This is a genomic window from Mycobacterium sp. MFM001 (assembly GCF_003402475.1).
In the GTDB taxonomy this organism is placed as follows: domain Bacteria; phylum Actinomycetota; class Actinomycetes; order Mycobacteriales; family Mycobacteriaceae; genus Mycobacterium.
Genome location: NZ_BFAB01000013.1, coordinates 47,788 through 65,338, shown reverse-complemented (window position 1 = coordinate 65,338; position 17,551 = coordinate 47,788). Strand labels below are relative to the sequence as shown.

Genomic DNA, 17,551 nt, shown 5'->3' with positions numbered 1-17,551 from the left:
CGGCGTGAAGGTCCCATTCACCTGGAAGGTCACCGGCTGGTTCATGATCGGCTGGTCACCGGAGTTTCCGATTGGTGAGGTCAGGCCGCTGCACTACTTCGGCGAGGACATGGTGGCCTACCGCGACGAGGACGGTGAGCTCCACGTCCTCGAAGCGCACTGCAAGCACCTCGGTGCGCACATCGGCCACGGCGGCAAGGTGGTCGGCGACTGCGTCGAGTGCCCCTTCCACGGCTGGCGCTGGGGGCCCGACGGTTGCAACAAATACATTCCGTATCAGCCGGACCGGCCCAACCGCGCACTGAGGTTGCGCGTCTACCCGGTCGCCGAACAGCATGACTGCGTATTCATCTGGCATCAGCCGGACGGCAAAGAGCCGCAGTGGGAGATGCCGGACATCTTCGGCAAGTTCCCGCAATTCGAGACCGATCCCGCCGCCTACTACCGCGCGTACCCTGAGTTCTCGCGGCGTGCGGAGCGCGAACCGGTGCATCCGCAGATCGTCGCCGAGAACGCCCCCGACAGTGCACATTTCGAGTACGTACACCACGCGACGGTGACGCCGAAGGTGCTGGACTGGAAAATCGTCAACCACGAGTGGCAGTTCGTCGCCGGCTGGCCGGACGCCAGCAGCGACAACCCCGACGATCTCGCGTTGCGGTTCCACAGTCACTTGTTCGGACTCGGCGGGGCGATCAGCGTCTTCGAGGGCGCACAGAACCACCGCCTGATCTTCACCTGCACACCGGTCGACGACGAGTGTTCCGACTTGTTCTACTCCATCTGGTGGCCACGCAATCCCGGCGACACCGCCGACGTGCCGTCCGGCAAGCTCCGCGAGGTCATCGAAAAGCAGTTCTTGTCCACCGTCTTCGACGACCTGCAGATCTGGCGCTACCAGCGCTACGTCGAGCATCCGCCGCTGTCCAAGACCGACGCGAAAGGCTATATGGCGCTGCGGAAGTGGGCGACACAGTTCTACGACGTGCCGGCATGACCGCGCCGCGACGATGCAGAGCGAAGCGATGAGGAGGAGCGGCGCCATTGGCACCGGCCTCGACGAGCTCGCGGCCCCGGCGCACACCGCGAGCATCACCCAGGAGTGCCAGGGCGCGCCACGTGGGCGGCCACCACGCGGCGCACGGCGGCGTGATACCACTTCCATATGAGTTGCATGGTCCGCCTGCTCCCCCGCCAACCGTGAGAGGCACGATGTCAGAAACGCAGTTCACGGTGCCGCAGGTGGCGGCCGCCGTCGCCGCGGCCATTCCGGACCGCGAGTTCGTCGTCCAGGGCGACAAGCGCTACACGTACGCGCAAATCCTCGAGCGGTCCAACCGGCTCGCGACCTACCTGCATTCGCGGGGGCTGGGGTGCCACACCGAACGCTCGGCGCTGGCCGGGCACGAGGTGGGCCAGGACCTCGTCGGGCTCTATGCCTACAACGGAAACGAATTCGTCGAAGGGTTGCTCGGCGCCTTCACCGCGCGGGTCGCCCCGTTCAACGTCAACTTCCGGTATGTCAAAAGCGAGTTGCAGTACCTGCTCGCCGACGCCGGCGCCACCGCGCTGATCTACCATGCCGCGTTCGCGCCGCGGGTGGCCGAGGTACTGCCGGACCTTCCGCAGCTGCGGGTGCTCATCCAGATCGCCGATGACTCCGGTAACGACTTGATCTATGGCGCAGTCGATTACGAGAAGGTCGTCGGTTCCAGTGCGCCGACGGCACCACCGGTGCAGCACTCGCCGGACGACCTGTACGTGCTGTACACCGGCGGCACCACCGGGATGCCGAAAGGCGTGCTGTGGCGCCAGCATGACATCTTCATGACGTCGTTCGGCGGACGAAACCTGGTGACCGGTGAGCCCTTCGGCTCCCTCGACGAGATCGTCGCGGGGGTCACGGCTGGGCCGGGCACCAAGCTGATGGTCTTGCCGCCGCTGATCCACGGGGCCGCGCAGTGGACCGTGATGACGGCGCTGACCACCGGGCAGACTGTCGTATTCCCCTCGGTTGTCGACCATTTGGACGGCGACGACGTCGTCCGCACGATCGAGCGGGAGAAGGTGTCGGTGGTGACGGTGGTCGGTGACGCGGTGGCGCGGCCGCTGCTCGCCGCGATCGACAAGGGCATCGCGGATGTGTCGTCGCTGGCGGTGATCGCCAACGGCGGCGCGCTGCTGACTCCGTACGTCAAGCAGCGACTGATCGAGGTGCTGCCCAACGCGATGGTCGTCGACGGCGTCGGGTCCTCGGAGACCGGTGCCCAGATGAGCCATCTCTCGACGACGGGCGCGGTGTCGACCGGCACGTTCAACCCCGGCCCGGACACCTTCGTCGTCGCCGAAGATCTCGACTCGGTGCTGGCACCCGGCCACGACGGGATGGGTTGGCTCGCGCAGCGCGGTTACGTGCCGCTGGGCTACAAGGGCGATGCCGCCAAGACCGCCAAGACCTTCCCGGTCATCGACGGCGTGCGCTACGCCGTCCCGGGCGATCGGGCACGCCACCGCGACGACGGCGCCGTCGAACTGCTCGGCCGCGACTCGGTGTGCATCAACTCCGGCGGCGAGAAGATTTTTGTCGAGGAGGTCGAGACGGCAATCGCGTCGCATCCCGCGGTGGCCGACGTGGTGGTCGCGGGGCGGCCGAGCGAACGCTGGGGCCAGGAGGTGGTCGCCGTCGTCGCGCTTGCCGAGGAAGCTGCCGCCGACACCGACGAGTTGATTGCGCACGCGGCAAAGTCGTTGGCGCGCTACAAGCTTCCCAAAGCAGTCGTGTTCCGTCCGGTCATCGAGCGCAGCCCGTCGGGCAAGGCGGACTACCGGTGGGCGCGCGAACAGGCGATCAGCGACAGCTAGGCGATCGCCTACCCCAGCCTGGGTCTACGCTCGAAGAGGTACTCAGGAAAGGTACGCGATGTTTGCAGCGTTCGGATTCGAGACCCTCGGGGTAGTCATCGGCGACATGTACTTCGTCGACCCGAGCCCGCTGGAAGGTCAGGAGACCCCGGAACGGGGAGTCAGACTGGAACTCCGCCTCGTCGACCGGGATGCGCCCCAAGGTTCCATCTACGCCGGCGTCCCGATCATCCTCGGCCGCCCGGTCTGGCGGGTGGACCTGTTCGGGTCGACCGAAAGTCCGCCCGGCACGCTGGATCGGGCGCATCACCACCCGCGATTCGACGGGTGGGAACCGGGACGCCGACACTTCGTCCCCGAGCTGTCGGCCGACCCGGTGGCCTGGCTGGCCGGTCAGCTGGCCGACCCAGCCGCTGTACTGGCCCGGGCAGGCGTCGACCCGGACGAGACCAGCGACGCCGACAAGGCCGGGCTCGCCGCGGCCGGCCCGGAGATTGTCGCCACAGTGAAACGGATGCTCGATGGTGTGCGCGACGGCGAATTGGCGCCCGTCCCCGCAGCGCCGGTTGCTGCCGCTCGCACCGGCTGGCTCTAGTCGTTGGTGACCTTGGTGACCAGTGCCGCTAACTTGGCGTCGAGTTGCTCTGCGGCGCTGAGCAATTCGGGATTATGCTCGACGACCATCAACGACGAGGGCTTGACGTAGGTCAGACTGCTGCGGCCCTGCCCCTCGTCGACGAGCAGCATCTCGGCCGGTGCGAACAACCCTGCGGTCACGTCGTGGCGCAGCATCGTGATCGCGATCAGCGGGTTGCCGAGGATGACACGCAACACCTTGCGGTCGATACCCGCCTTGGTGATCCAGGCGCCGTGGTCGACCAGGCCGAACAGCATGAATCCGCTTGGCCCGACGTGGGATTCCACCCGTTCCCGGTAAGCGTCCCAGCTGTCGGTGCCCGCCGCTATGTCGTTGATCGGCACTGGCTTTTCGCCGATATCGGCCAGCAGCGCGGCGACCAGCTCGTCGTAGCTCTTGGCACTGTCGTAGCGCACTCGCACTCCGTCAAAGCTGATCTCACGCGGCTCAGACTGCGGCACAATCGTCCTCCTTACACGCGTACTCGAGTTCGAACAGCGAGCGGTGTTCGTTTACGAAGTCCCCGACCGTGCTGAGGCGATGCCCGATTATTGTCGGGGCTACATCGCTGATCCCCGCCAAGCGTCCTTCTTGTTGATCGATTGTCACCGCCTCGAAATGCCTGAGCTTGGCCGTGTCATCAGGCATGCCAATAAGATCCAGGAACGTCGTCACGGTGGTTTGTTCGAACGGTAGGTCCTTACCGAGGACACGGCTGACCTCTGCAGCCAGCTCCCGATGGGTGTACTCAACGGGACCGGTCAATGTGTAGGTGCGGCCGCCGTGCCCCTCAGGTTTGGCCAGGATGGTGGCCGCGGTTAACGCGATATCTCGTGCGGCGATCGGGGCGAAGCGACTGTCAGCGTCAAATGGCATGACGTAGCGGCCGTATCGGATCAACTCGGCAATGTAGGTCAACCACTCCATGAAAAACGTGACCCGCAAATTAGTAGTCGGGATTCTTGACCAGTCGAAGACCTGCTCGGAGAGCCAGTGGTTCTGCGTCGTTTTACTCCGGGCCGCGGGGCGCGACTGGATTTGTGACATGTTCACGATCAGCTCGAGGCATTGTTCCTTTGCTGCCTGGGCGAACATGACTGCACTTTCGACAAGTCCTTCGCCGACCGGGAAATTGAAATAGGCACGCTGCACGCCGTCCAGTGCCGCGCGAACATCGCGGAGGGCCTGCAGGTCACCGAACACGACTTCGGCACCGCTATCGCGAAGACGTCGGGCCCGATCGTCGTCTTTGCGGACCATCGCCCTGACCTGTAGTCCCCTATTGAGTAAGTACTCGACCATCGGGCGTCCGGTATCGCCATTGGCGGTCGTCACCAGGACTGTCGTCATCGCAGTGTCGTTCGCTAGCCGAGTCGTTCGATGATGGTGGCGTTGGCCGTGCCGCCGCCCTCGCACATCGTCTGCAAGCCGTAGCGACCGCCGCGTTGCTCCAACGCATTGACCAACGTCGTCATGATGCGAGCACCGCTGGCGCCCAACGGATGTCCGATAGCGATGGCGCCGCCGTTGACGTTGGTCTTAGCCAGATCGGCCCCGGTGTCATGCGCCCATGCCAGCACTACCGGAGCGAACGCTTCGTTGACCTCGAACAGGTCGATGTCGGAAAGGTCCAGACCGGCCCGGCGTAACACCTTCTCGGTCGCCGGGATAACACCGGTCAGCATGTAGAGGGGGTCGGAGCCCACCACCGTCGCGGTGTGGATTCGGGCCAGCGGTCGCAGGCCGAGTTTCTTCGCGGTTTCGCGGCTCGCGATCAGCACCGCGGCGCTGCCGTCCGACAGCGGCGACGAGTTGCCGGGCGTGATCTCCCAATTGATCTGCGGGAAGCGCGCTTCGGTTGCCGGATCGTAGAAGGCCGGCTTGAGCCCGGCCAGGGTCTCGACCGTGGTCCCGGGCCGGATGATCTCGTCTGTGCTCAACCCGGCGATCGGGGCCAACTCGTTGTCGAAGAGCCCCTCCTTGGTCGCCCGCGCCGCTTTCTCGTGACTGGCAGCGGAGAATTCGTCGAGCTGTGCGCGCGAGAATCCCCACTTGGCGGCGATCAGTTCGGCGCTGATGCCCTGCGGCACCAGCCCGTCGGGATACCGGCGCGTCATGTCCTCGCCGAACGGGTTGCTGCCCGGCAACACCGAGCTGCCCATCGGAACGCGGCTCATCGACTCCACACCGCCGGCGATCACCAGGTCGTAAGCGCCGGAGACGACGCCCTGGGCGGCGAAGCTGATGGCCTGCTGGCTGCTGCCGCATTGCCGGTCGACGGTAGTACCGGGTACCGACTCAGGAAAGCCGGCGCCCAGCAGGGCGTTACGTGCGATGTTGACCGCCTGGTCACCCACCTGCGTCACGGCGCCGGCGATGACGTCGTCGATCTGGCCGGGTTCCACGCCGGTGCGCTCAACCAGTTCTCGCAAGCTGTGCGCCAGCAGGTCGGCCGGCAGCACGCCGTGCAGTGCGCCACTGGCCTTGCCCTTGCCGACGGGTGTCCGTACCGCACCAACGATGACGGCGTCTCGACCCTGATATGCCATGACTCCTCCTTGAGCCGATGCTAAGTATCAATAGCTATACCCAGCTAAACACCTAGGTATACTGGATGCAACCCAGATTGGAGGTGATGTGCGTGACACTCCTACAGGGAGCGCTGGCCGATCGTGACGCGTGGTCGGCAGTTGGTGAGTGCGCTATCGAGAAGACCATGGCGGCGGTCGGCACCAAATCCGCGATGCTGATCATGCGCGAGGCGTATTACGGCACCACCCGGTTCGACGACTTCGCTCGTCGGGTGGGCATCACGAAGGCCGCTGCCTCGGCGCGGCTGGCCGAATTGGTCGAACTCGGCCTGCTGACGCGACGGCCATATCGCGAGCCGGGGCAGCGGACCCGCGACGAATACGTTCTCACCGACGCCGGCATCGATTTCATGCCGGTGGTCTGGGCGATGTTCGAGTGGGGCCGCCGGCACCTGCCCGGCCGCCATCGGCTGCGACTCATCCACCTCGGTTGCGGTTCCGAAGCGTCCGTCGAAATTCGTTGCACAGAGGGCCATCCAGTGCCGCCCGACGAGCTCGGCGTGCAGTTGGTCAGCCGCAACTCACGCCGTCGCGATTGAGCCAACGAGAGCTGTTTCAGGTCGGCGGCATTGCGGAGGGCGGACGAAATCCCGAGTGCGCCAATGAAACAGACACACCACTGCCCACCGGACCGTTGTGGTCGACGAGCACGGCGGAGCCGACGGCTATCCCGTCGTCGCTGTAGTGGGCAAGTGAGGCAAGGCCTATGTGAGGTCCTTCGGGCAGGCGACTCAGCGTGAGGGTGTAGTCGACGTTGATGAACTGCAAGGCGCGGGTTCCCCAGTTGGCGATGGAAGCCGTGACATCGCCGGCCATCGCCGCGCGCGTGAATGCGCTCAATGGCTCCGCGTCGACCAGCGGGCGGGTCTCTTCCAACCACGTGTATTTCGGTCCAGGTGCGTCGTCATCCCATTCGGGATCGGGATTCTGAACGCCGGCGCCCCAGCCGTAGGTCCGGATGAAAAGCGACGGGTGGTTGCCGTTCTGCTCGACGGGTAGCGGCGGCATCTGCACAGGCGGTGACCACACATCTCCCTCCGGCTGCTCTCCGCGCCGCAAAAACAGCGCGCTCCCGCGTGCCACCGCGGCCCCCCGCTGCATGAGAAGAGCCTCCACGAGCCGCAACCGCCACCGATCGTGGTGGACGCGAGTATGCACCTCCAGCGATTCGAGCGCGGTGGGCGCGGGCAGGTCGACGGTCAGCCGTGCGGGGTGCAGCTCCGGATCGTCGACCGCGTGTTCGACCGCCCGGGCCAGGAGGCCGCCGACGACATGCCCGCTGATCGTCGGGCCCCACCCGCCACGTGCGATCGCGGTTGGCACGTAGCGATGTTGATCGCGCAGAAAGTATGCCGAGAACGCCGTCGGGTCAAGGTCATTCGCGACGGTGGTCACTGAGCTGCCTTCCGGAGTCGACGGTGCGTGCGCATGCGGGCGAACTGCATCGCGGCGTTGGCGCCGAGCCGCAACGGCATGCCGAACGGCGGTGCCGCCGTCCCGGTGATGGAAAACGGCAGATCGTTGCCCACCACGGTGCGGTAGTGGCTGAACGTGTCGAAGCCGGCCTTGCCGTGATAGGCGCCCATTCCACTGCGGCCCACTCCCCCGAACGGTGCGGCGGACGGAATCATCTGTGCGGCAAAGTCGTTGCGTGCGACACCGCCGCTGCGGGTGCTCCGGATGAACGTGCGAAAGTCGTCATCGTCCGGCCCGAACCAGTAGGCCACCAGCGGCGCGGGTCGCTGGTTGATGTCGTCGATGGCGTCGCTCAGCCGCGAATATCCCCTCACCGCCAAGACCGGTCCGAAGATCTCTTCCTCGGCGATCCGCATCCCGTCGTCGATGCCCCGAACTATCGTCGGCGCGATCTTGCGGCTTGCCCGGTCTGGCAGTGACTCGCCTTCGGGCGCAATGGTTTCGACCATGGCGCCCTTGGCCGTCGCGTCCTCGATCAGCTGGATGATCCGGTCGAAATTAGCCTCGTTGACGGCCGAGCAGTAGTCGTCGTTGCCGACGATGGTCGGGAACATTGCGCGCAACGTTTCGCGTGCGGTGTCGACGAACGTGTCGAGGTGATCGTCGGGCACCATGACGTAATCGGGGCAGACGCAGACCTGCCCGCCGTTGACCATGCGGGCCCGCGCGATGCGAGTCGCCGACCGCCGGATGTCGGCGCTCGGCGCAACGACCACCGGGTTCTTGCCGCCAAGCTCCAGCGTCACCGGCACCAAGTTCTCGGCAGCCGCCTGCTGCACCAGCGCACCGACCGACGGCGAGCCGGTGAAGAACAGGTGGTCGAACGGCAGCGACGCGAACGCGGCCGCGACGTCCGGGCCCCCGGTCACGACATCGAGCTCGGTTGGATCGAAGTATTTCGGCGCCGTCGCCTTCATCAGCTCCGCGGTGTGTGCGGTGATCTCCGACATCTTGATCATCACCCGGTTGCCGGCCGCGAACGCCGCCGACGCGGGCAGCACCACGAGGTTGACCGGGAAATTCCACGGGCCGATGATGCCGACGACGCCCAGTGGTGTCGGCTGCACCTCGGCCCGCAGACCGCACACCCGCGCAACCGGCATCAGCCTGGTCGGGCGCATCCATTGCGCCACATGGGCTCTGGTGTGCTCGACCACCGAGATGATGCCGACGATCTCGGTGAACAGCGACGCTGCTTTCGACCGGGTGCCGTAATCGGTGGCCATCGCCTCGATGAACGCGTCGCTGTTGTCCAGCAACAGCGCCATCAGCCGGTCGATGCGGTTGCGCCGGACCGCGGCGCTGGGTGGCCCCTCCGCTGCGAACGCTTGCCGCTGGCGCTCAAGCATCGCCTGTACGCCCGGATGCTCAGATGACTCCACCCGATGTAGTCTACTGTAATCTTTACAGTACGACCGCCTACCTGAGCCGGAGAGCCGCCGTGGAACTTGTGGACGCGACCGCCACCGACGACAAGCCCGTCGGCTACCTTCGCGACCCCTACCCGTACTTCGCGCAGAAACGCCGAGAGGCCGGGGTGTTCGACGGCACGGTCATGGACTACTCCAAAACCCCCGAGTCGCTGCGGCCCAAAAGATCCTTCGCCGCCATGTCGTTCGACGCGGTCAACAAAGCGCTCCGCGACGGCCGGGTGTTCAGCTCGAAGATGTACGACACCACGATCGGCCTGTTCATCGGCCCGACCATCCTGGCGATGGAGGGCAAGAAGCATCGCGAACACCGCAACCTGGTGAGCGCGGCGTTCAAGTCGAAGGCCCTCGCGCGCTGGGAGCCCACCATTGTGCGGCCGATCTGCAATGCGCTCATCGACGAATTCATCGATGCCGGCGAGGCAGATCTGGTCCGGCAGTTCACGTTCGAGTTCCCTACCCGGGTCATCGCCAAGTTGCTGGGCCTGCCGGAGGCAGACCTGCCGATGTTCCACCGGCGCGCAGTGGAATTGATCAGCTACACGGTTCGCTATGAACGCGCCTTCGAGGCGTCGGCGGCGTTGAAGGACTACTTCCTCGAGCAAATCGAAGCACGCAAGGCCGCCCCGACGGGGGACATCATCGGCGATTTGGTCACCGCGGAGATCGACGGCGAAAAGCTCAGCGACGAGGCCATCTATTCCTTCCTGCGGCTGCTGCTGCCCGCCGGGCTGGAAACCACCTACCGATCCTCCGGCAACCTGCTCTACCTGTTGCTCACCCATCCGGAGCAATTCGCCGCGGTCCAAGCCGATCACGAGCTGATCCCCAAGGCGATCGAAGAGGGGCTGCGCTTCGAGACGCCGTTGACGACGGTGCAGCGGTTCACCACCGAGGACACCGAATTGGAAGGAGTCAAGATTCCGGCGCGGTCCGTCATTGACGTATGCATCGGTTCGGCGAACCGCGACGAGCAACGGTGGGAGCGCCCGGAGGACTTCGACATCTTCCGTCCGCACATGCCACACATCTCCTTCGCCGCCGGCGAACACACTTGTCTGGGTCTGCATCTGGCGCGGATGGAGACGCGGGTGGCGCTGGAATGCTTGCTGAATCGGCTGACCAACATCGAGCTTCAGATGAACGACGACCCGCACATCTTCGGCCAGCCGTTCCGCTCGCCCACTGCGCTTCCGGTGACGTTCGACGCCAAGTAGGTTTCGGAAATGGTCAAGGTCATGGAGGGCTTCCGGGTCTTGGAAGTCGCGCAGTTCACGTTCGTGCCCGCCGCCGGAGCCATCCTCGCCGACTGGGGCGCCGACGTCATCAAGGTCGAGCACCCGCTGCGCGGCGATACCCAGCGCGGCTTCGTCAACATGGGCGGCATCCAACTCAACCCCGACCGGCATCCGCTGATCGAACACCCCAACCGCGGCAAGCGAAGCGTCGGCATTGACCTGTCCACGCCGGGCGGCCAAGAAGTGTTGCACGAGCTTGCCCGGACTTCTGATGTGTTCCTGACCAACTACCTGCCCGCTGCGCGGCAGAAGAACAGGTTCGACGTCGAACACATCCGCGCGGTCAACCCGAACATCGTCTACGCGCGTGGCACGGCATACGGCGACAAGGGGCCGCAGCGCGACGTCGGCGGCTACGACGGCACCGCATTCTGGACCCGCAGCGGCATCGGCCACGCGTTGACACCACCCGAGCTCGGCGCCCCGCTGGCACAAGGGATTCCGGCTTTCGGCGACTCGATCGGCGGCATGAATATCGCCGGCGGCATCTCCGCCGCACTCCTGCACCGGGAACGCACCGGCGAAGCCCTCGAGGTTGACGTGTCGCTGTTGAGCACCGCCTGGTGGGCGGCCGGCGCCAGCGTGACCCAGGGCATGGATACCGGCGAGACCATGCGCGCTGCCATGCCGCAGTCCGGTGGCTCACCGATGAATCCATTCCTGGGCAACTACCAAACCTCCGACGGCGGAACCATCAACCTGTGCATCGTCAGCCCGACCGGCTACATCCGGGATACCTTCGAACACCTCGGCATTCCGGAAGCCGCCGACGATCCCCGCTTCGCCGATGTACTGCCGTTGATGCAGAACTCCGAAGCGGCCAGCGAGCTGATTGCAAAAGCTTTTGGAGCCAAGTCGTTTGAGTACTGGCGCGAGCACCTGAAGACAATGAAGGGCCAATGGGCGCCGTGCCAGAGTCTGGTCGACCTCGCCGAGGATGAGCAGGCCATTGCCAATGACATGATCGTCGAAGTCGAGGCCAGCGACGGCGGAGCGCCGTTCAAGGTTGTGCGCGGGCCGGTTCAGTTCAACCACGAGCCGCTCGCCACTACCCGTGCCCCGCAGGCTTCGGAGCACACCGAGATCGTGCTGATGGAGCTCGGGATGGACTGGGACCGGATTGCCGCGCTCAAAGAGTCAGGAGCTATAGCGTGACTAGTGACGTCGCGATCATCGGGGTGGGTCTGCATCCGTTCGGCCGCTTCGAGGGCAAGTCGGCGATGCACATGGGCGTCGACGCGATCTTCGCCGCCGTCGCCGATGCCGGTGTCGAATGGAAGGACATCCAGGCCGCGACGGGTGGCAGCTGGACGGTGGCCAACCCGGATGCGATCGTCAGCATGGTCGGGCTGTCGGGCATCCCGTTCACCAATGTGTTCAATGCGTGTGCGACCGCGGCCAGCGCCGCCAAGGCGTGCGCCGACGGAATCCGGCTGGGCGACTATGACATCGGGATTGCCGTCGGGCTGGACAAGCATCCGCGCGGCGCCTTCACCGAGGATCCCGCTTTGGTGGGGATGCCGCGCTGGTATGCGGAGAACGGACAGTACCTCACCACACAGTTCTTCGGCATGAAGGCCAACCGCTATCTGCACGACCACGGCATTTCGCACCAGACCCTGGCCAAGGTGGCGGCCAAGAACTTCCGCAACGGTGCGCTCAACCCGAATGCGTTCCGTCGTAAGCCGATTCCGGAGGACGAGATTCTGGGCTCGACGATGCTGAATTACCCGCTGACCCAGTACATGTTCTGCGCACCCGACGAGGGCGCGGCTGCTGTGGTGATGTGCCGCGCGGACATCGCACACCGCTACACGTCCACGCCGGTTTTTCTGCGGGCGGTCGAGGTGCGCACCCGCCGTTATGGCGCCTACGAGGTGAACACCACGTTCGCGCCGGTCGACGAGGATGTGGCGCCGACCGTTTACGCCGCCAGAGCCGCGTTCGAAAAGGCCGGCGTCGCACCAGAAGATGTCGACGTGATCCAGTTGCAGGACACCGACGCGGGCGCGGAAATCATCCACATGGCCGAATGCGGTTTCTGCGCGGACGGCGATCAGGAAAAGCTATTGGCCGACGGCACCACCGAGATCACCGGTTCCATGCCGATCAATACCGACGGCGGGCTGATCGCCAATGGCGAACCGATCGGAGCGTCCGGTCTGCGTCAAATCCACGAGCTGGTACGCCAATTGCGTGGTGAGGCCGGCGATCGGCAGGTAGCCGGCAAGCCGCGGGTCGGGTTCGCCCAACTCTACGGCGCACCGGGCACCGCGGCTGCGACGGTGCTGACCAGGTAGCGCGTCACCTCACCCGGCCGCGATCGCTACGTGCGGGGCGCCGTAACCGTTGTGGGCGTGCGGCCTCAGTCCTCGGTGTCGAGCTACCGTAACGAGAAGGTCCCGCAGCGCGCCGCATTCCTCGGGGGCGAGTCCGGCGGTGAACTGGGTTTCGTGCTGTCGCGTGAGACCAGACAGCTTGCGCATCAGCTTCTTTCCCGCGTCGGTGAGATAGAGGGCGTGCAGGCGGCGGTCACCGGGGTTGCGGCGACGCTCGACATACCCGCGTTCCTCGAGCTCGTCGACATGCGCGACCAAGCGACCGGGCAACACGCCCAGGTAAGCACCAAGAGCATGCTGACTGCTGCCAGGCATTGCGGCGATCGCACGCAAGATGCCCGCTTGTGTCAGGCTCAATTCGATCGTTGCCATCTGTTCGGCGAACAGGCTGGCGGCGTGATGGCCAAGCTGGGCCAGCAGGAAGCCCACACCATCCGTATGTGTCAGACAAGATTCAGTCATGGTGGAACCAACGCCTCCCGTGTACTCAGGTCAGGTTCGCCTGTAGTGCCGGAATGCGCATGAGTAATGCACTACCTGTTTTGGTATGCAGGTGCTCCACGGCCCGCCTGGCCACCTCGACTACATGTGGTATACGGGAAGCATCACGCTCCCTTGAAGCTGCTGTCAGCAGATTGACCCAAGTAGAGTGCCTGGGACGCGCGGTTAGAGTAGTGCCAGGAACTCAAGTGCTCGCAACGGTACGCCAGCGTCATGTCTCGGAGCGCTCGAGGCTCATCAGGTGGGCGAGCTGGCTACGGTGGTTGATGCCAAGTTTTGCGAAGATGCGGTACAGATGCCCGTCTACCGTCCGCGCCGAAACCACCAGCCGATCGGCGATCTGCTGGTTGGACAGACCGGCCACAACCAGCATCGCGATCTCGCGCTCACGGCCGGTGATAGGCACCGGATGAGCCGCAGCCTCGACTGCCGGCGAACGCAGACCGCATTGGGTGGCCAGCCCATATGCCAGGGTCGAGGACGCGACTTGCTTGCCATGATTGCCTTTTCGGGCGTGTTCGTCAGCCGCCTGGGCCGCTGCGTCGGCGGCAAACGCGCATGCACCCAGATCGGCGAACCGCAACGCCGCGACGTCGAGCAGGTCGCCGTCATGCTCGGACAGTCCGCGAGCATGGGTAGCGACCACTTGCGCCATTGGGGTGTTCAGGGTCGTGGCAAGTTCCGCGAGTCGTGCGGTGCACGATCGATCACCAAAGCGGACAGCCGTGTGCAGCGCGCGCATCTCCATGGCGTACATCCCGGATTGTTGCGCGGTCTGCACAGCACGCATCGCATGCATTCGGGCGGCCGTCGTCTCGCCTACCGCTGCCCGCGCCCATGCCCGGGCAAGCTCAAGTTTCGGCAGGAACACCGCGACCTGGGGTCCGTAGGCTTCCTCCGCAGTGCGCAAGGCGGCGGCGGCAGCCTCACCATCGCCGCGCGCGCCCTCAGCCTGTGCGCGCCAGGTCGCCACCGCCATCACCCCAATGTGAAAGCCGCGAGGCATAGCCGATAGCGAATCGCGGAATGCAGCACACGCGGCCGGCAACGCACCGCGACCAAGGTGCATGAAGCCGAGTATCGCGTGCACGAAGGCGCCTGCCTCGGCGCCCAGTGTGGCTGTCGGACCATAACGCTCCCAAACCCGCTCGGCCGCTGGAAAATCACCGGCGACCGTCGCCGCCATGACCTCAGCCATCGCGATGACGAACCGGTGCGGTCCCATTTGGCCGAGCACATCCGCCCCGCCGGCATTCGCAATCCGGTGAACCTCATCAACCCGGCCGGCGAGCGCCAACGCCCAGGCCGTCGAGATAACCGCCCACGTCATCGTCAACGGTTGTTTATCGGATGCGCACAAGGGCAGCCCGAGATTGATCGCCCTTGGAATATCGCCGGAGAAACAGGCAAACGCCGCCTCCATGGCAGTGACGAGACCGGTCATCTCCGGGGAGTCAACGCGATCCCTCATCTGGGTGAGTAACAGCCGTGCCCGCTCTACCTGCCCGCAACCAAAGAACAGATTCGCAGCCCGCAGACACGCCCACTGCACGGTCAGCCATCGAGTCGCGCCGTCAGAGGGGTCGACGTCGGCAAGCACCGCCTCTGCCTCGTCGGCTCGCCCTTGCCACCTCAACGTCTCAGCCAGCACGACGGCTGCCGCCACGCCACCACCATGGTCGAACGCGAATCGCGACAGCTCTTCGCCCAGAGCAACATTCGACATGGCCACCGCGCTCGCCGCGGCCTCGATGATCAGGTCGATGTCTGGCGACAGGTCGCTTCGCATCAAGTACTGGGCCGCCCGTATCCGAGTGCGCACGTCAGGCGACCTCGACCGCTGCTCTTTGGCCTGCATCTTCTTCCGAAGATGTTGTGCCAGCATGCCGTTGAGTTGCCGCGAACGCACAACGCCACCGCGCTTCAGGGCCACTTCACCGATGAGGGGGTTTGCCAATCGAACTACAGCGTGTAATTCGTCGTCGACTACTTGGATCATTCCGCTGCGCTCGAGACGTGCCACCGCGTCGGCATCGCAAATCCCACGCAAGGTGTCCCAGCTCAAGGCTTCGGCAGCGGCCAACACCTCTACCGCCTCCAGCTCCTCGGCGGCCAGGGATTGCAGGCGGACCTCAAGAAGGTCATAGAGTTCGCGGTCGGCGCGCAGCGCACCTCGCAGCTGCCAGCCGTGCTTCGAGCGCACCAGCACACGGCCATCGCGGGCCTCGCTCAGCACGCTTCGCAGCATCAGCGGATTGCCGGCTGTCTGCCGATGTAATTCGTCGATTAGCCGGGTTTCGACCGCGTCGCCGAGCACGGTGCACGCAAGCTCTTCCGTCTGTTGCCGGGTCAACGCGTCGATGTGCACGCGAAGCAACAGTCGCTCTTTCCAGAGGGCCGTCACCGCATCCGGTACGGAGTTGCCCGAGCAGATTGTCACGATCAGACGTGTTTCACCAAGGGCTGCAAGGTGATACACCAACGTCGCAGACAACGGATCGAGCAAGTGGGCGTCGTCGACGACGATGAGGAGATTCTTTTCCTGCTCCAGGGTTCGTTGCGCGGCGGCGAGCATCACGGCAGGCTCACGCACCGCATCGAGAGTCATCAACCAGTAGAACGCACCCAATGGGACCGCCTTGCTGGTTTCGGTCCCCAGCACAAACCGCACCGCAGAGCTGCGCCGCTCGCCGGCCTCGGCGAGCACATGGGCTAGCGTCGATTTGCCTGTCCCGCTGTCGCCGACGACGACGACACCGTGAAATTCACTCTCGTTTTCAAGTACAGCCAAGCCCTGGCGAACCTCATTATCGCGGCCCACCAGCGGCCATCCCGACCAACTGCTGCACACTTGCACCCGACGCCGAACCTCCCTGAGCAAGGTCCTGCGCAAACGCTACTGCGGCTCCATCCACGGTTTAGCCGAATACCAGAACTGCAGCAATATTCGGGTAATTCGTTAATTGACAGCATTCCAATTAAATTGAGCTTTTTGCGGGTAAGGATCACCGGCGGGGCTGAGCCATCCACCTGTCCAGAGCGCGGTAGCCGGGATGGACACGGGGCGTAAGGCCCTCGTGTTGGGCTACCGTCGCGAGTAGGTCCCGCAATACAGCGGTACTTTCCGGGCCAAGTCCCGCGGTGAGCTGACTGTCATGCTGGCGCGCCAGACCAACGACCCTGCGCATCAGCTTCTTACCCTCGGCAGTGATGTACAGGGCGTTGCGACGGCGATCACCGCAGTTGCGGCGACGCTCGACATATCCACGCTCCTCGAGCTCGTCCAGGTAACCAACCAACCGACCGGGCACCACGCCCAGATAAGCACTGAGGTCATGCTGACTGCGGCCCGTCTCTGCCGCGATCGCCCGCAGGATGCCCGCGTGCGCCGCGGTGAGATCGAGCGTCGCGAGCTGTTCGGCGAACACCGTGGTGGAGTAAAAGCCAAGTTGGCGTAGCAGAAAGCCCACGCCCTCCGCGTAGTCGGCTGTTGCCGGGGCCGCCACCGGCTAATCATCTCATACGAATCGTTCGGTAACGGTTCATCGGCGGAAACGGTTCGCGTACGTGATCCGTCATGGAATGAGCCGAAAAAGGGTTAAGTTTCTTCATTATTGTGTATAAATAATTGATTTTGCTATGAACTTTGCTATGAGCCAGTCTAAATAAATCCAATGTTGGCTTTCACGCCTAGGAGTCGCGCAGCGGTATTGACATTTCTATATTTGAGGTTCTAGCATTCCGCCATCGCCCTTCACGGGCTGTGAACGGATTGGACGCCGATATGGCTCGCAACAAAATCAACCGCGATAGGAGCGGCCACCGCCGACAGCGGAGTCATGCTCCTGGAGGTGGCGAGTCAGGCTCTAAGTTGCAGGTCAGAGCTACTGATGAGGACTGCTCTACGCTCAATCATCCAGTCCGCCCAACCGGCGCAGGCTTGTCGTTCCAGGGGCGCGAGACGGAACAGAGACCCCGGCTAAAAGCTGTGGTTAACGACAACCAAGTCAGCGATATCGATCGTTTCGAGCCTTTCGGGTACGGAGGGAATACGGCAGTTGTAGCCGCGACGACGGCGCACTTACCAATAGTTAACAATGATTTGCAGGACATAAATTATCCCGTTGCTGAACGGCATAGCAGCAGTGCCGGGTTGCAAAAAAACCTTTCGATGGGCGCCGATGAGGTGCCGGCGTTGACGGCGGCGCAATTTTCTGCGCATGCCGTCACGTATCGGATGACGTGCGCCAGGGCAGCGCAGCTCCATGACCTGATGGGAAGCCGGGGATGGGTCCCCCGGAACTTCGGGACGCAGGCCTCTGCCTTGGCGATGGCGAGCCAAGCCCGGCTGCACATACCCCGACCGGGCTTGGCTCGCCGCTCCCGAAAACTGTCCGAGCGAACCGATTTCTGAGGA

16 protein-coding genes are annotated in these 17,551 nt (G+C 64.4%); 8 read left to right on the top strand and 8 right to left on the bottom strand.

Annotated features, from left to right (window positions below; translation table 11 throughout):
* Positions 1-4: 4 nt before the first annotated feature.
* The 3 genes from MFM001_RS20010 to MFM001_RS20000 all read left to right on the top strand — a co-directional run bounded on the left by MFM001_RS20010 (position 5) and on the right by MFM001_RS20000 (position 3,457).
* Positions 5-997: a Rieske 2Fe-2S domain-containing protein gene (locus MFM001_RS20010; protein WP_116377005.1), complete on the top strand. Its 993-nt coding sequence runs from the start codon at positions 5-7 to the stop codon at positions 995-997.
* Positions 998-1,212: 215 nt separating this feature from the next.
* A complete protein-coding gene (locus MFM001_RS20005) occupies positions 1,213-2,862 on the top strand; it encodes an acyl-CoA synthetase (RefSeq protein WP_116377004.1) in 1,650 nt (549 codons plus the stop codon).
* 58 nt (positions 2,863-2,920) lie between these two features.
* Positions 2,921-3,457 (top strand): hypothetical protein, encoded by a 537-nt coding sequence (locus MFM001_RS20000; RefSeq protein ID WP_116377003.1) that lies wholly within the window; start codon positions 2,921-2,923, stop codon positions 3,455-3,457.
* On the opposite strand, the gene MFM001_RS19995 is transcribed toward MFM001_RS20000, so the two are convergent.
* Genes MFM001_RS19995 through MFM001_RS19985 form a run of 3 tightly spaced genes read right to left on the bottom strand, consistent with a single transcriptional unit; the run spans position 3,454 to position 6,048 of the window.
* Positions 3,454-3,960 carry a DUF302 domain-containing protein gene (locus MFM001_RS19995; RefSeq protein WP_116377002.1) on the bottom strand — a complete coding sequence of 169 codons (507 nt, stop codon included), beginning with the start codon at positions 3,958-3,960 and terminating at the stop codon, positions 3,454-3,456. The genes MFM001_RS20000 and MFM001_RS19995 overlap by 4 nt on opposite strands.
* On the bottom strand, positions 3,947-4,849 hold the full coding sequence (locus MFM001_RS19990) for an NmrA family NAD(P)-binding protein (protein ID WP_116377001.1): 903 nt from the start codon (positions 4,847-4,849) through the stop codon (positions 3,947-3,949). The genes MFM001_RS19995 and MFM001_RS19990 overlap by 14 nt, the downstream gene beginning before the upstream one ends.
* Positions 4,850-4,863: 14 nt before the next feature.
* Complete coding sequence (locus MFM001_RS19985; protein ID WP_116377000.1) at positions 4,864-6,048, bottom strand: acetyl-CoA C-acyltransferase; 1,185 nt, start codon at positions 6,046-6,048, stop codon at positions 4,864-4,866.
* 92 nt (positions 6,049-6,140) lie between these two features.
* Between MFM001_RS19985 and MFM001_RS19980 the strand changes: the two genes are divergently transcribed.
* On the top strand, positions 6,141-6,629 hold the full coding sequence (locus MFM001_RS19980; protein WP_116377039.1) for a helix-turn-helix domain-containing protein: 489 nt from the start codon (positions 6,141-6,143) through the stop codon (positions 6,627-6,629).
* Between the two features lie 16 nt (positions 6,630-6,645).
* Here the strand turns inward: MFM001_RS19980 and MFM001_RS19975 are convergent, their stop codons facing one another.
* On the bottom strand, positions 6,646-7,434 hold the full coding sequence (locus MFM001_RS19975) for an acyl-CoA thioesterase domain-containing protein (protein WP_116377038.1): 789 nt from the start codon (positions 7,432-7,434) through the stop codon (positions 6,646-6,648).
* 47 nt (positions 7,435-7,481) lie between these two features.
* The gene (locus tag MFM001_RS19970) at positions 7,482-8,948 is read right to left on the bottom strand and encodes a coniferyl aldehyde dehydrogenase (protein ID WP_255422439.1); all 1,467 of its coding nucleotides are present in this window, start codon (positions 8,946-8,948) and stop codon (positions 7,482-7,484) included.
* On the opposite strand from MFM001_RS19970, the gene MFM001_RS19965 reads away from it, so the two are divergent.
* Genes MFM001_RS19965 through MFM001_RS19955 form a run of 3 tightly spaced genes read left to right on the top strand, consistent with a single transcriptional unit; the run spans position 8,939 to position 12,594 of the window.
* Entirely contained in the window at positions 8,939-10,213 is a 1,275-nt protein-coding gene (locus MFM001_RS19965; RefSeq protein WP_116376998.1) for a cytochrome P450, read from the top strand. The two genes, MFM001_RS19970 and MFM001_RS19965, sit on opposite strands and share 10 nt — an antisense overlap.
* Positions 10,214-10,234: 21 nt before the next feature.
* Complete coding sequence (locus tag MFM001_RS19960) at positions 10,235-11,449, top strand: CaiB/BaiF CoA-transferase family protein (protein WP_116377037.1); 1,215 nt, start codon at positions 10,235-10,237, stop codon at positions 11,447-11,449.
* Positions 11,446-12,594 carry a thiolase family protein gene (locus MFM001_RS19955; RefSeq protein ID WP_116376997.1) on the top strand — a complete coding sequence of 383 codons (1,149 nt, stop codon included), beginning with the start codon at positions 11,446-11,448 and terminating at the stop codon, positions 12,592-12,594. The genes MFM001_RS19960 and MFM001_RS19955 overlap by 4 nt, the downstream gene beginning before the upstream one ends.
* A gap of 9 nt (positions 12,595-12,603) precedes the next feature.
* On the opposite strand, the gene MFM001_RS19950 is transcribed toward MFM001_RS19955, so the two are convergent.
* The 3 genes from MFM001_RS19950 to MFM001_RS19940 all read right to left on the bottom strand — a co-directional run bounded on the left by MFM001_RS19950 (position 12,604) and on the right by MFM001_RS19940 (position 16,640).
* Entirely contained in the window at positions 12,604-13,062 is a 459-nt protein-coding gene (locus MFM001_RS19950; RefSeq protein WP_238159297.1) for a MarR family winged helix-turn-helix transcriptional regulator, read from the bottom strand.
* A 283-nt stretch (positions 13,063-13,345) separates the two neighbouring features.
* Positions 13,346-15,955, bottom strand: a complete 2,610-nt coding sequence (locus tag MFM001_RS19945) for a LuxR family transcriptional regulator (RefSeq protein WP_116377036.1) — start codon at positions 15,953-15,955, stop codon at positions 13,346-13,348.
* A gap of 184 nt (positions 15,956-16,139) precedes the next feature.
* Positions 16,140-16,640: a MarR family winged helix-turn-helix transcriptional regulator gene (locus MFM001_RS19940; RefSeq protein ID WP_116376995.1), complete on the bottom strand. Its 501-nt coding sequence runs from the start codon at positions 16,638-16,640 to the stop codon at positions 16,140-16,142.
* Positions 16,641-16,918: 278 nt separating this feature from the next.
* Between MFM001_RS19940 and MFM001_RS24965 the strand changes: the two genes are divergently transcribed.
* Positions 16,919-17,548: a PE family protein gene (locus tag MFM001_RS24965; protein WP_304481787.1), complete on the top strand. Its 630-nt coding sequence runs from the start codon at positions 16,919-16,921 to the stop codon at positions 17,546-17,548.
* The last annotated feature ends 3 nt before the right edge of the window (positions 17,549-17,551 follow it).

Bases quoted from the DNA above. Each gene is read 5' to 3' on its own strand.
- MFM001_RS20005 (WP_116377004.1), top strand. From the start codon at position 1,213: ATGTCAGAAACGCAGTTCACGGTGCCGCAGGTGGCGGCCGCCGTCGCC.
- MFM001_RS20000 (WP_116377003.1), top strand. From the start codon at position 2,921: ATGTTTGCAGCGTTCGGATTCGAGACCCTCGGGGTAGTCATCGGCGAC.
- MFM001_RS19965 (WP_116376998.1), top strand. From the start codon at position 8,939: ATGACTCCACCCGATGTAGTCTACTGTAATCTTTACAGTACGACCGCC.
- MFM001_RS24965 (WP_304481787.1), top strand. From the start codon at position 16,919: ATGGCTCGCAACAAAATCAACCGCGATAGGAGCGGCCACCGCCGACAG.
- MFM001_RS19985 (WP_116377000.1), bottom strand. From the start codon at position 6,048: ATGGCATATCAGGGTCGAGACGCCGTCATCGTTGGTGCGGTACGGACA.
- MFM001_RS19960 (WP_116377037.1), top strand. From the start codon at position 10,235: ATGGAGGGCTTCCGGGTCTTGGAAGTCGCGCAGTTCACGTTCGTGCCC.
- MFM001_RS19990 (WP_116377001.1), bottom strand. From the start codon at position 4,849: ATGACGACAGTCCTGGTGACGACCGCCAATGGCGATACCGGACGCCCG.